The sequence below is a fragment of the Sporosarcina sp. OR05 genome (genome assembly GCF_041414805.1).
In the GTDB taxonomy this organism is placed as follows: Bacteria; Bacillota; Bacilli; order Bacillales_A; family Planococcaceae; genus Sporosarcina; species Sporosarcina saromensis.
The window spans coordinates 1-13437 of record NZ_JANKJL010000001.1; the positions used below are offsets into that span (position 1 = coordinate 1).

13 protein-coding genes are annotated in these 13437 nt (G+C 42.2%); 11 read left to right on the forward strand and 2 right to left on the reverse strand.

Going from position 1 to position 13437, the window contains the following annotated elements; translation table 11 throughout:
• Positions 1–26: 26 nt before the first annotated feature.
• Entirely contained in the window at positions 27–209 is a 183-nt protein-coding gene (locus tag NRI27_RS00005) for a hypothetical protein (protein WP_317942352.1), read from the reverse strand.
• A gap of 40 nt (positions 210–249) precedes the next feature.
• On the reverse strand, positions 250–798 hold the full coding sequence (locus tag NRI27_RS00010; RefSeq protein WP_371389037.1) for a GbsR/MarR family transcriptional regulator: 549 nt from the start codon (positions 796–798) through the stop codon (positions 250–252).
• 203 nt (positions 799–1001) lie between these two features.
• Between NRI27_RS00010 and NRI27_RS00015 the strand changes: the two genes are divergently transcribed.
• The 11 genes from NRI27_RS00015 to NRI27_RS00065 all read left to right on the forward strand — a co-directional run bounded on the left by NRI27_RS00015 (position 1002) and on the right by NRI27_RS00065 (position 13219).
• The gene (locus NRI27_RS00015) at positions 1002–2258 is read left to right on the forward strand and encodes a quaternary amine ABC transporter ATP-binding protein (RefSeq protein WP_371389038.1); all 1257 of its coding nucleotides are present in this window, start codon (positions 1002–1004) and stop codon (positions 2256–2258) included.
• Positions 2251–3102, forward strand: coding sequence for an ABC transporter permease (locus NRI27_RS00020; protein WP_371389039.1), 852 nt, complete (start codon positions 2251–2253; stop codon positions 3100–3102). The genes NRI27_RS00015 and NRI27_RS00020 overlap by 8 nt, the downstream gene beginning before the upstream one ends.
• A 2-nt stretch (positions 3103–3104) precedes the next feature.
• Positions 3105–4004 (forward strand): glycine betaine ABC transporter substrate-binding protein, encoded by a 900-nt coding sequence (locus NRI27_RS00025; RefSeq protein WP_371389644.1) that lies wholly within the window; start codon positions 3105–3107, stop codon positions 4002–4004.
• A 243-nt stretch (positions 4005–4247) separates the two neighbouring features.
• Positions 4248–4826, forward strand: coding sequence for a superoxide dismutase family protein (locus NRI27_RS00030; RefSeq protein WP_371389040.1), 579 nt, complete (start codon positions 4248–4250; stop codon positions 4824–4826).
• Positions 4827–5113: 287 nt separating this feature from the next.
• Positions 5114–6589, forward strand: coding sequence for a DUF5667 domain-containing protein (locus NRI27_RS00035; protein ID WP_371389041.1), 1476 nt, complete (start codon positions 5114–5116; stop codon positions 6587–6589).
• 1014 nt (positions 6590–7603) lie between these two features.
• Positions 7604–8266: a GntR family transcriptional regulator gene (locus NRI27_RS00040; protein ID WP_317942358.1), complete on the forward strand. Its 663-nt coding sequence runs from the start codon at positions 7604–7606 to the stop codon at positions 8264–8266.
• A gap of 11 nt (positions 8267–8277) precedes the next feature.
• Positions 8278–9483, forward strand: a complete 1206-nt coding sequence (locus tag NRI27_RS00045) for a CaiB/BaiF CoA transferase family protein (protein ID WP_371389042.1) — start codon at positions 8278–8280, stop codon at positions 9481–9483.
• Positions 9484–10386 carry a hydroxymethylglutaryl-CoA lyase gene (locus NRI27_RS00050; protein WP_371389043.1) on the forward strand — a complete coding sequence of 301 codons (903 nt, stop codon included), beginning with the start codon at positions 9484–9486 and terminating at the stop codon, positions 10384–10386.
• Between the two features lies 1 nt (position 10387).
• The gene (locus NRI27_RS00055; RefSeq protein WP_371389044.1) at positions 10388–11425 is read left to right on the forward strand and encodes a TRAP transporter substrate-binding protein; all 1038 of its coding nucleotides are present in this window, start codon (positions 10388–10390) and stop codon (positions 11423–11425) included.
• Positions 11426–11447: 22 nt separating this feature from the next.
• Positions 11448–11945 carry a TRAP transporter small permease gene (locus NRI27_RS00060; RefSeq protein WP_371389045.1) on the forward strand — a complete coding sequence of 166 codons (498 nt, stop codon included), beginning with the start codon at positions 11448–11450 and terminating at the stop codon, positions 11943–11945.
• Positions 11942–13219, forward strand: a complete 1278-nt coding sequence (locus tag NRI27_RS00065; protein WP_371389046.1) for a TRAP transporter large permease — start codon at positions 11942–11944, stop codon at positions 13217–13219. Before NRI27_RS00060 ends, NRI27_RS00065 begins: the two co-directional genes overlap by 4 nt.
• Positions 13220–13437 lie beyond the last annotated feature (218 nt).

A 13437-nucleotide genomic window follows, 5' to 3' on the forward strand; every position in this document is an offset into this window, starting at 1 on the left:
TCTTTATCATCCTTTTCGTTTACCCTTCAAGCAGTCCCTCTCGTTCGTTTCACACCAATCACCATGAGAGTGACCGCGCTCGTTACGTTCAATAGGACAGCGATGATTAACAATATCCATTGAATTGTCTTAGGTACCGGGAGTGTGATGGAAAGGACAAGTGCAATTGAACCGATGACGAGCATAGAGATGATCATTGGCATTTTCATTACGTTAACACGCTACTTTCTCACTGTTAGTTCAAGCAACTTACTTTTGTTTTAAATAGTTTTTTGGTGGCACAAGGTTAAAAATATCATGGTCTTCAAACGCATCCACTAAGCGGTCGAGCCATTCAAAGTAATCACGCATATATTCGAGTTTCTCAATATCGATGGCGAGCGTTTCTTTTAATTGTTCATCAAGACCTTCTTCTGCTTGTAATTTTTCCAATTCGCTTAACGATTTTCGGACTGCGACTAAATGGAGGGAGATCGAGCGTCTCCATTTTATTGAAAAAAGATCAATAAAGCTTTGATACCAATCGTCTTTTACTTGATATAAGTCTTTCCGCACTCCGCGTTTCCAAGCACGTTCCACTAACTTCAAGTCTGCCAACGCTCTAACAGAAGTGCTCATACTTGTTTTACTCATTCCTAATTCTTCCGTCATATCATCCAGCGTCAGAGGTTCGTTATGAAAATACATCATACCGAACTGTCTACCGGCAGAAGGTGTGAGGCCATATAGATGTATATTTTGTGCGATCGTTTCAATAATCCGCTCGCGTGCTTTTTCAACTGTCTCTTTACCTTCCATAATACAACTCCTTCTCAATCCTTCACGAGAAATTCCTGTCACTTTCCTAAGCGTATTATAACTACTTCCAAATTGCAATGGAAAGAATAAGTTTGTACAGTTTTTACTGTACAAACAATTAATTTAGAAAAAACGGTTGAAAATGCATAAATGTTATGCATATACTTATACATATTGATTCACAGAGATTAGGGAGTGTGCGCATGAATGACCAGTTGAAGAAAATTGAAGTAAGGCATACAACGAAAATCTTCGGGAAACATAGTAAGCGCGCTGCGCAGTTGTTGAACGAAGGCAAGACGAAAAAAGAAATTCTTCAGATGACGGGGGCTACGGTTGGTGTCAACAACGCAAATTTTGATGTGCTTGATGGTGAGATTTTTGTCATTATGGGACTATCAGGAAGCGGTAAGTCCACGTTAGTTCGGATGTTAAACCGGTTAATTGACCCGACAATGGGCGAGATACGAATCGATGGGCAAAATATTGTCGGTATGAACAAAGAGCAATTGCGTGAGGTGAGAAGAAAGAAGATTGGAATGGTTTTTCAAAACTTCGCGCTCTTTCCGCATAAGACCATTCAGGAAAACACGGAATACGGACTCGAAATCCAAGGTATAGCAAAAGCAGACCGCGCAACGAAAGCGCGTGAATCTCTCCAGCTTGTAGGACTTGCAGGGTATGAAGATCAATTCCCGAGCCAACTAAGTGGTGGTATGCAACAACGTGTCGGCTTGGCGCGAGCACTTGCCAACGATCCGGATGTGTTACTGATGGATGAAGCATTCAGTGCATTGGATCCTCTCATTCGAAAAGATATGCAAGATGAGCTTCTTCAGTTGCATCATGATATGGGGAAAACGATTATCTTCATTACCCATGATTTGGATGAAGCATTGCGAATAGGCGATCGAATCGCATTGATGAAAGACGGGGATATTGTTCAAATTGGAACACCGGAAGAAATTCTTATGAATCCTTCCAATCAGTACGTGGAACGATTTGTTGAGGATGTCGATTTGTCCAAAGTATTGACAGCTGGACACATTATGAAGAAAGCGGATTCAGTACAACTAGATCGTGGGCCAAGAGTGGCATTACGTCTAATGGAACGGCTCAGCATTTCTTCTATCTATGTAGTCGATAAAGGCAATCGGTTGCTTGGTGCTGTAACGGCACAAGATGCTGTACAAGCAACGGACACAGGAAAATCCTTAGATGACGTTTTGGTTAAAGATGTTCTTGTCACTTCACGTGACACAATTTTAACGGAATTGTTCGATACAGTTTCAACCGCATCTATTCCGGTTGCTGTTGTAAATGAAACGAACCAGTTGGAAGGGATTATTATTCGTGGTGCACTAATCGGCGCTTTGGCAGGCGACGGCCAGTTTATTAATAGTGAATTGGATACGCAGGAGACAGAAGTAAAAGAAATCGAGGTGACTGTACATGAATGAATTAATTCCTCGATTGCCATTTGCTGATTGGATTGATACGGGAATTGATTGGCTTGTATCGAATTTTGGGACAGTGTTTGACGGTATTTCCGAATTCCTGAAGGGGATTGTAGATGGTGCTGTAGATGTGATGGCACTCGTTCCTTCTATTGTAATGTCCGTTCTATTCGCTTTACTTGCTTGGTTCATATCGACCCGGCGGATTGCTATTTTTACGTTAGTTGGTTTGCTATTTATTGACTATCTAGGCTATTGGTATTCAATGTTGCAAATGTTATCACTTGTCCTAACATCCGTCATCATTTCACTCGTCATCGGGATTCCGCTTGGCATTTTGGGGTCTCAGAAAGCGACAGTGAAAAAAGTCATCAATCCAGTATTGGACTTGATGCAAACGATGCCGGCATTCGTCTACCTATTGCCAGCCATCTTTTTCTTTAATATCGGTGTCGTACCAGGTGTTGTTGCATCGGTTATTTTCTCGATGCCTCCGACAATCCGTTTAACGATGCTTGGTATTGAACAAGTGCCGAAAGATTTGATTGAAGCGACGGAAGCATTCGGGTCTACTTCATGGCAGCGATTGTTGAAAGTTCAAATTCCATTGGCGAAGCCGACGATTATGGCAGGAGTCAACCAAAGCATTATGTTATCCCTGTCGATGGTCGTGATTGCGTCCATGGTCGGTGCACCAGGACTCGGTGAAGAAGTGTATCGAGCAGTTACACAGTTGAAGACAGGTGTCGGTTTCGAAACCGGTTTGTCAATTGTTATTGTAGCGATTATTCTTGATCGAATTACGCAACATGCAGGAAAGAAAAAACAAGGGGGAGTATCATCATGAAATTGAAAAAGAAATTATTTGGGCTAGGAACAGCAGCGTTACTCGCAGTTGGTTTAGCAGCATGTGGAAATGATGAAGGAGATTCTACTTCAAGTGGCGATGCAGATACAAAATCCGTCGGTGAAGCTGTCGACTACAAAATTACAGGCGTTGATCCGGGCGCTGGCATTATGGAAGCGACGGATAAAGCCATTAAAGAATATGAACTTGAAGGCTGGGACGTTACGACTGGATCAGGTGCTGCGATGACAGCAGCGTTGAAAAAAGCGTATGACAAAGAGGAGCCCATCATCGTGACAGGCTGGACGCCTCACTGGAAATTTGCGAAATTCGATCTAAAATACTTAGAAGATCCTAAAGGTGTGTACGGTGGGGAAGAACAAATCAAAACGATCGCACGCACGGGTCTTGCGGAAGATTTACCGGAAGCATACGAAGTCCTTTCAAAGTTCCATTGGACTGAAGAAGATATGGGTGAAGTAATGGTAGCCATTCAAGAAGGTGAAAAAGAAGCAGTTGCAGCGCAAAATTGGATTGATGCAAATCCCGAGAAAGTTGCAGAGTGGACAGACGGTGTTGCATCCGTAGATGGTGTACCATTTAAACTTGCCTATGTGGCATGGGACAGTGAAATTGCAAGTCATAACGTTGCAAAACTTGTCCTTGAGAGTGTTGGCTATGACGTGACGTTAACTCAAGTGGAAGCAGGACCACTTTGGACAGCGGTTGCAGATGGTAGTGCGGATGCATCTCTTGCAGCATGGTTGCCAGTAACACACAAAACCTATGCTGATAAATTCGATGGACAGTTTGAAGTGTTAGGCACGAACATGGAAGGCGTTAAAATCGGTCTTGTTGTCCCACAATATATGGACATCGATTCCATTGAAGACTTAAAGTAATGGATAAATAGAAAAGAAGTCGGCCGTCATGATGACGAGTCGGCTTCTTTTCCTCTTGTGAAAAGTTGGCGAATCGTGTTTGAAAAACGGATACGAAGTTGGGAGATCAGCATTGACAAAACAAAGGTTTCAACATGCTTGGGGGAAAAGGGTCATAACGGCGTGCACAGATTTACATGTTTAACGCAGGGCAGGAGGTGAAATAGAAGGAGGAAGTGGAATAGATAAAGGGAGTTGAGTCATTTGAGAAACTATGCACGAGTTGTCCCGACTGTGATTCTAGCATTAGGGCTTGCTGCATGTGGGGATGAAAAACCAAAAGTGGATGAAAATGCTGAGACCGGCTTGACTGAAACGGAACCGATGGAAGGTGAATATAGCACTTCCGTTGAGTTGATCGGGAATGAAGGAGAGTCTGTTGGTGCAGTAGAATTAATTCAAAAAGAAAATGGTGTGATGGTAAAGCTACAGGCAGAAGGATTGCCTCCAGGTCCCCATGGCATTCATTTTCACGAAAAAGGTACGTGTGAAACGCCAGATTTTGAATCTGCAGGCGGACATTTTAACCCAACAGATGCTAGCCATGGATTGGAGCATGACGAGGGGCCACACGCAGGCGATTTGCCAAATATCGAAGTAAGTGAGGATGGCACAATTGACACGGAATTTCTTGCGAAGAATGTTACGTTAACATTAGGTGATGATAATTCATTGCTCCAAGAAGGCGGAACAGCGCTTGTCATCCATGCAGGAGAGGATGACGGGAAAAGCCAGCCGTCAGGCGATTCTGGAGAGAGAATTGTTTGTGGTGAAATCAAGTAAACGAAAAACGTTTTTTGCTCGTGTGGTACAGAGCGAAAGGCGTTTTTTTAATGCGTGTAGGAATAATGGAGCGTAGTGATGAATGGAAGAATACTCGTGCTGGTTTCTATCATCAAGGACAATTTGAGGATATAGGTATTAATTCATAAGGATTATTTTAAAAAATTTAATGACGAATGTGGGTAGAAGGTCTATACTAAGAATGGATTAGTTAGCAGTAAGAATAGGTCGAGAATTCTACATCTTGTCGAGTCTAGTGAAAAATTGAGAGTGAAGGAGAATATTTTATGAAATTACTAATGAAGAGTGCTCTTGCTGCTACAATTCTGTTCGGTGCAAAAGTCGAAGCAGCGGAAAAGTCGAAAGTGGAAGCCGAAATAATTAATGAGGATGAACAGAAGTTTGGAGATGAAAACGCAGTTGAACCAGGGATGGCACCCGATCATTTTTTGTATTTCTTAGATCGGTTTACGGAAAAAGTGCAGTTAGCGTTCACCCGTGACGACGAAAAAGAAGCGAAATTATTGATGGATTTTGCAAAAGAACGATTGGCAGAGTCTGACAAGATGGCGGATGCAGAGAAAGATCAGTACATAACGGACTTGATAGATGCTTATGTGGCAAATTTAGAGGCAGCAGAAGAACATGTCGCGCTTGTTGTCATGGATGATGCGAAAGATCAAGTGAGTAAAGAGCAATTGACGGATACTTTGGAAAAAGTGATTACGATGGAGACATCATCTAAAGTAGATGACGTAATCGATGAAGCAAAGAAACAAGAACTTGTTGAGAAAAAACAAGATGCGTACCTCTTAGCAAATAGTTTACGTGATCTCGATCAGGAACAAGTAAAAATGTTGCGTGAACAAGGATTCGGTTTTGGTGAAATCGTCAAAGTGGTGGTCTTTGCGAAAGAAGGGAATAAGACAGAAGCCGAAATTGTGGCGATGTTAAAAGAAGAGAACAAAGGATTTGGTGAAATTGCAAATGAGCTACAGATCAACCCCGCCGATCTCTTAAAGAACATTATGCGGGAGAAAGAAAAGTTCGTTGAGAAAGCGATTGAAGAGGCAGAAGAGAGCGGAAATGTTGAAGCGGTAAATGAACTTGCTAAATCGTTGGAGCGTATTCAGAAAGAGCAAATTGCGCTGTCGATGGCAAAAGAGTTTGGCGATGTTGAACAACGAGTAAATAAAAAACTGCAACGAATTAAAGAAAAAGTAGCTGCCGGCCAAATGAGCCAAGAAGTAGCTGACCGTAAAATAAAGCAAATTCAACAACAAGCAGAAAAGAAAATGGATAAGTTCCACAAAGAAGCAAAAGAGGACGCAGATGAAATTGCGGAAGCGTTAGAAGAGAGCAAGGAAGAAGCGCTGGAAGAACAGCAAGAGCAAGCTAAAAAGGCTGAAAAAGCAGAAAAGAAAGCGCAAGAGAAACTGGAAAAAGAACAAACTAAACAGCAAGAAAAAGAAAAGAAATTGCAGCAAAAGGAAGAAGAACAAGCTGAAAAAGTAGCTGAGAAAGCAAAAGAAGAGCAAGAAAAGGCCGAAGAGAAGGCGAAGAAAGAGCAGGAAAAGGCTGCGGAGAAAGCAAAAGAAGAGCAGGAAAAAGCAGCAGAGAAAGCGAAAAAAGAACAGGAGAAGGCTGCGGAGAAGGCGAAGAAAGAACAGGAAAAGGCTGCAGAGAAAGCAAAGAAAGAACAAGAGAAGGCGGCTGAAAAAGAGCAGCGAAATGACGAGGAAGACGAAGGTGAGGATGACTAACAGTTCGCTGTAAAGGCGAAATGCATTCTTACGAACACTCAGCTGCGCTGCCGCTGAGTGATTTCAGAAGATCGTAATGAATACTTGATTATATAAAATGATAAACCGCTTGACGCCATCTTATTATGGCTTCAAACGGTTTATTTTTTTGATGAGAGGCAAAGGCTTGTCCAACGTTACTGGCCTATTTGCATGCAAATAATTGTCGAGAAAGGGTCAATGATAAATCTGATCAAAATAGCACTTACAAGGAAACATATAAGGAAAAGTTTTCTGTAGATGCATCTTTAGTTCGTATAAAACGGCGCGCTGGTGTTCAATAAATTGAATCAGGCGGGAATAATGAGCAGAATACCTTCTCCCAAAATTATTGAAGGGATGGCCTTCTATATCGGATTCAATAGCAGGGGGATTGTCGTTAAAGAGACGAACATAATTGAAGGTAAAGTTGTAGTATTGCGATGCGACGGGTTAGCGTTGTGATACGAGGAGTTTATGTTGCGATACGAAGCATTAACGTTGTGATGCGGACCGAGCATTGCGATACGAAGGGTTAACGTTGTGATACGAAGCATTAACGTTGTGATACGGACCGAGCATTGCGATGCGAGGGGTTAGCGTTGTGATACGAAGAGTTTACGTTGTGATGCGGATCTAGCATTGCGATGCGAAGAGTTAGCGTTGTGATACGAGGAGCTAACGTTGTGATACGAAGCATTAACGTTGTGATGCGGACCGAGCATTGTGATACGAAGGGTTTACGTTGTGATACGAAGAGTTTACGTTGCGATGCGAAGGGTTACGTTGTGATACGAAGAGTTTACGTTGTGATACGAAGCATTTACGTTGTGATGCGCCGGGGTATATTGCAATCATCCCCCGAAACCTATCTATGACAAGTCATCATTATCAAGCAATTCAATATGCAAAAATAATATTGACAAGTAAAATTCATTATTATATTCTGAATAAAGTGTACTGTATACAGTCGACAACAAGTGAGGTGTTTGGCAATTGTCGAATTTCATCGTGAAAAAAACGACGTTGAAGGAACAGGTGTATGAATATCTGAAAAATGCGATTACAACAGGAGAGATAGGGCCAGGGGATCGCTTAATTGAGGAAAAAGTTTCTGAGACGTTGCAAGTGAGCCGCAGTCCCATCCGCGAAGCGGTTCGGATGTTGGAGAAGGATGGATTGCTGAATGTTCATGGTTCAGGCGGCGTGACGGTTGTGAATCCGACAGTTGAGGATTATCGGAACTTATATGAAACGCGAGTAGAAATGGAGTCTTTGGCAGCGTATTATGCAGCGCAGAGGCGGACAGATAAAGAGTTAGCAGAAATGCAGGAATTTATTGTAGAAATGCAAAAAAATGTGACGGATAACCACAATGTCAAAGGAATGCTTCAAGTCAATTTTAGCTTTCATGAAGCAATTGTAAGAGCCAGCCAAAACCCGTTTTTGATTTCAATGACCTTACAATTGCGTGGGGTGAATAGTTTCTATCGAAAGGCAATCCTTGAAGGCAATCCGTCTCATATGCGAGAAGCATTGCAAGATCATCTAGATATATTTCAGGCGATTGATCGACAGCAACAGGACGAGGCACGTGAATCGATGCGACGTCATATTGAGCGTGACTTTCAATCATTCATGAAAGTGGCATCAAAGTAGGAGGGAAAGCATTGGGAAATAAGAAAAAACCGTTAGCGGGTGTGAAAATATTAGAACTGGGGAACTTGGTGGCAGCGCCTTTTGCAGGAAAACTTTTCTCGGAATTTGGCGCTGAAGTAATTAAAGTTGAAGAACCGAAAAATGGAGACCCGCTGCGTAATTGGCGTGTTATGCACGAAGATACTTCAGTTTGGTGGTATGTGCAAAGTCGCAACAAGAAGTCAATTACAATCAATTTGCGGGAGCCGGAAGGACAGGAAATTGTTAAGAAATTAATCGGTGAAGTCGATGTCGTTCTTGAGAATTTTAAGCCAGGTACGTTGGAGCGATGGGGGCTTGGTTATGAAGAAATGAAAAAGGTGAATGCCTCTATCATTTTGACGAGAATTTCTGGATATGGACAAACAGGGCCTTATAAAGAAAAACCAGGTTTCGGAAGTGTTGCTGAGGCGATAGGAGGACTTCGTTATTTGACCGGTTATCCGGATCGTCCACCTGTCCGGGTCGGCATTGCAATTGGAGATATGATTGCTGGACTTTACGGTGTCATCGGAACGTTACTAGCAATACGCGCGCGTGATATCGATGCGAATAAAGAAGGACAAGTTGTCGATGTGGCTCTCTATGAAGCTGTTTTTAGTTTGCTAGAGGGGATCTTGCCTGAATATGATTTGACGGGACAAGTGAGGGAGCGAACGGGTAGTACTTTGCCTGGTATTGCACCTTCAAATACGTACAAATGTGCAGATGGAAAACATATTGTTATTGGCGGTAATGGCGATCGCATTTTCCAACGATTAATGCGTGCGATTGGAAGGGAAGATTTAGCGAAGAATCCTCTTTATGCGACCAATCAAGGCAGGGCAGATCATGTAGCGTTCATTGACGAGGCGATTGAGCATTGGACGATGCAACATTCTTTGAAAGAAGCACAACGAATACTAGATGAAGCTTCAGTTCCAGTAGGCCCTATTTATGGCATTCATGATATTGTCGCAGATGAACATTACCAAGCACGTGACATGTTAAAAGAGGTCTTGTTGCCAGATGGTGAAAAATTGCTTGTACCAGGGATAGTCCCGAAACTATTAAGAACGCCTGGCTCAATTGAATGGAACGGGCCAGAACTTGGTGCCCATAACAAAGAGGTATATGCGGATTTACTTGGTTTGACGGAGGAAGAATTTAAGGAGTTGAAAGAGAAGGGGGTAGTTTGAATGCCGGATGTGACGATCATTGACGTCAGTCCTCGTGATGGCTTACAAAACGATCCAAAACCTGTGTCTACAGAAGAAAAGCAACAATTGGTACGGATGTTAGTGGATGCGGGTGTTGAAAAAGTGGAAGTGACCTCATTTGTTCACCCGAAAAAGGTGCCACAGATGGCGGATGCAAAGGAATTAGTTCATTCGTTAGCTCACATGGAAGACTTGGAACCTATTGTGCTTATTCCAAATTTAAAAGGATATGAACGCACGAAGGAACTGAGCGTCAGTGAAATAAACTGGGTAAGTGCAGCTACCGAAACATTCAATGCGAAAAATATTGGCATGTCGATTGATGAAAATATGGAGCAATTTCTAAAGGTGTTGGAAGAGGCAAAACAAGATGGGATAAAAACCTGCTTTTCCGTAGCAGTTAGCTTCGGCTGTCCATATGAAGGAGATGTCGATGAGGAGCAAGTGTTACGTATCGTTCGACGGGTCAAGGAGGCAGGGGTTGACCGAATCGGAATTGCTGACACGATTGGCATTGCAACTCCCGACCACGTTGAAAGGTTAATGGGCAAAGTGTTAGAAATTGCAGGAACGACACCTGTTACGATTCATTTGCATGATACGAGAGGACTTGGCTTGGCGAATGCTTATATGGCGTATCGTGCAGGTGTCCGGATTTTTGAAACATCTGCCAGTGGAATAGGAGGTTGTCCATTTGCTCCAGGGGCAGCTGGTAACTTGGCTACAGAGGACTTAGTATATCTGTTTGAAAGAATGAACATTTCGACAGGAATTGATTTTGAAAAACTGTTGGATGCTGCGGATTACGCTGCAATTTTATCATCTAAAAATCCACTCGGAAGAATCCGTCACGTGGAAAGAAAAAAGGAAAAGGGGAATTAGGATGAAAAAATGGATGCTCGGTTTATTGTTAACAGTCGTAAGTATCTTTGCATTGTCCGCTTGCGGCGACGAAGGGGATAAGAAAGCAGATGCGAATACGTCTGGAAGTGAAGACGGTTATGAAAGTACGACAATTCGTTTGGCTTACAATTTACCGCAAGATCACCACATTGCAGTTGGAATTGAAAACTTTGCAAAAGAAGTTGTAAAAAGATCTGATGGAAAAGTAAATGTACAAGTTTACCCAGCTGGACAGTTATTGAGCGATAAGGACATGAACCAATCGATTTTATCCGGTGGAGTCGAAATGGGTGTGAATTCATCTACATTATGGTCGTCAACTGTGCCTGCAATGGGTGTGTTCGATGTTCCATACATGTTTAATGATTATTCGGCTGTTGGAGAAGCGGTAAACGGTGAATTCGGTGACAAACTGCGTGGCGCAATGGAAGAAAAAGGTGCAAAGGTGCTCATGTTTGCCGATTATGGTTATGTTCAATTTGCAAACAACAAGCGTAAGTTGACGAAACCCGAAGACTTCAAAGGGTTAAAGATTCGTAGCATTGGTGATTTACCATCTGAATTAATTCAAGCATATGGCGCTTCCCCTGTATTTATGGGTGGCGGTGAAGTATATATGGCTTTACAACGAAACACAGTTGACGGTGCAACGTCCGGTACAACGGCGATGCTTCAACGTAAATATGATGAAGTTACAAAATATTTGACTGTTAATAACTATGCGTATCTTGAGTTCCTTTTAGCTGTGAATAAAGATTACTGGGATAAACTTCCTGCAAAGACACAAGATTTATTGACGGAAGTTGCTGCTGAAACGGAAACATGGATTCGTGAACAGGCAGAAAAAGAAGATACGGAATCTGCAAAAGCATTAGAAGAAAAAGGTATGGATGTATACTATGTTCCTGAAGAAGAACTCGACGTTTGGAAAGAGGCTGCTGCTCCTGTCCGTGATGTGTTCATTGAAAATGCTGGCGATTTAGGCAAAGAGTTGTTGGATTTGATTGATAAGAAATAATTAGAGACAGGGGGGACCGCACATGAAAAAGGTCTATCAGTTTATGGATCTACTCATACGATGGGGTGCTTATGTGGCAGGGATACTCATTTTACTAACGACTGTCATGACGTTCTACGAAGTGGTTTCTAGGTCGTTTTTCGATGCACCTACTACATGGGCGACTGAGTTATCCATCTATGCAATCATCGGTAGCTGCTTTCTAGGCAGTGCCTATGCGGTTCGGACCTATTCGCATATTACGGTTGATATTTTAATTAATAATGTGAATGACAAGATGAAAACGATATTTGCCTATTTAACGAATACGCTAGGCTTAGTATTCAGTGTCATATTCACAATTTATAGCTATATGCATGTCGTGAAGACATTTAATTTGCAAGTGACATCTGCATCATTGTTGAGGATTCCGATGTATATTCCAGAATCTCTCTTAGTGATCGGTGGGGTGCTGCTTTGTATCGCCTTTGTTTTACAAATTATCGATGGTGGAGTCCATAAAGGAGGGGAGCACCTATGAATTTATTTTTCACCGGTGGGTTAGGGGTTCTTCTCTTAATTGGCTTGCCAGTCGCTTTTACGTTAAGTTTACTCGCGATTGCGGGAATGTATTTCTTTAATGGTGGAACGTTTGCTTTCATGCAAATTCCGATTATTTCCTACAAGTCGTTAGATGATTTCTCTCTGACGGCATTACCGATGTACGTTTTGATGAGTCAAGTGCTCGTCATCAGTGGAGTTGGGCGTGATTTGTATGAAATGGCGAGCCGTTGGTTCCGTCATTTGCCAGGAGGTCTGGCTATCGCGACACTGTTTTGCTGTACGATATTCTCCGCGATTTCCGGGTCAAGTGTCGCCACCGCAGTAACCGTCGGAGCGATCGCACTACCTGAAATGGTGAAGAGAGGCTATGATAAGCGCCATGTATTAGGGCTGCTAGCCGCAGGAGGAACGTTAGGAATTCTTATTCCACCCAGTATTCCAATGATTATATACGGATCAGTCACAGGTGAATCGGTCGGAAAACTTTTCGTTGCTGGTATTGTACCTGGAATTATACTGACGTTAGCATTCATGATTTTCTCTTCTTATCAAACGCGCCATATTAAAGATTTGCCGGCAACTTGGGGAGAACGGTTTGAAGCGTCGAAAAAAGCGATTTGGGGATTATTGTTACCCATCATTATTATTGGAGGCATTTATTCCGGTCAATTTACACCGACGGAAGCCGCTGCAGTAGGGGTTGTCCTTAGCTTTCTCATCGCAATTTTTGTGTACCGAAATTTGACGCTAACGACGATGAAACAGATTTTAATTGGAACCGTAAAAACAAACGCGATGATTTTATTCATCATTGTAGGTGCTATGCTGCTCGGTTATATTCTGACCATCCTACAAATCCCACAAAGCATTGTAAACTTTGCAACAGCTCAAGATATTTCGCCGTGGGTTATCTTTATTTTAATAAATGTTGTCCTGTTAATTCTAGGAATGTTCTTAGAAACCGTTTCGATACTCGTGATTACACTTCCCATTCTTTATCCGATTATCATGGCATTAGGGTTTGACCCAATTTGGTTCGCGATCATCATGGTGATCAACATGGAATTGGCACTCATCTCGCCACCTGTCGGATTGAATTTGTTTGTGTTGAAAGGTTTGAACAAAGAAAATACAATTAGTGAAATCGTTAAAGGTGTTGTTCCATACGCCGTCATCATGGTTGTTTTCATCGTCATTCTCTCGTTCTTCCCAGAAATCGCAACAGGTTTAATTCACAATAATATCAAGTAAAGTGAGCCCACAAGGTAGAGATACTTTGTGGGTTTTTTGGTTGTAATTATTGCGATACGAACGGAAAGTTGAGATACCGTGCAAGAATGCCTTTTCTAATAAAAAAGTTTTCGCTAGAGGATAGCAGCATTTGACAAGAAAAGCTGTCGATGTGAAGTGATTTATTCCATTTCGTGCAAATTAGTTGAGGAATGTAGCGTAAAAAGACGAAATAATTT

Coding starts and splice junctions, on each gene's coding strand:
- NRI27_RS00005 (WP_317942352.1), bottom strand. CDS start 209: ATGAAAATGCCAATGATCATCTCTATGCTCGTCATCGGTTCAATTGCA.
- NRI27_RS00010 (WP_371389037.1), bottom strand. CDS start 798: ATGGAAGGTAAAGAGACAGTTGAAAAAGCACGCGAGCGGATTATTGAA.
- NRI27_RS00015 (WP_371389038.1), top strand. CDS start 1,002: ATGAATGACCAGTTGAAGAAAATTGAAGTAAGGCATACAACGAAAATC.
- NRI27_RS00020 (WP_371389039.1), top strand. CDS start 2,251: ATGAATGAATTAATTCCTCGATTGCCATTTGCTGATTGGATTGATACG.
- NRI27_RS00035 (WP_371389041.1), top strand. CDS start 5,114: ATGAAATTACTAATGAAGAGTGCTCTTGCTGCTACAATTCTGTTCGGT.
- NRI27_RS00050 (WP_371389043.1), top strand. CDS start 9,484: ATGCCGGATGTGACGATCATTGACGTCAGTCCTCGTGATGGCTTACAA.
- NRI27_RS00055 (WP_371389044.1), top strand. CDS start 10,388: ATGAAAAAATGGATGCTCGGTTTATTGTTAACAGTCGTAAGTATCTTT.
- NRI27_RS00060 (WP_371389045.1), top strand. CDS start 11,448: ATGAAAAAGGTCTATCAGTTTATGGATCTACTCATACGATGGGGTGCT.
- NRI27_RS00065 (WP_371389046.1), top strand. CDS start 11,942: ATGAATTTATTTTTCACCGGTGGGTTAGGGGTTCTTCTCTTAATTGGC.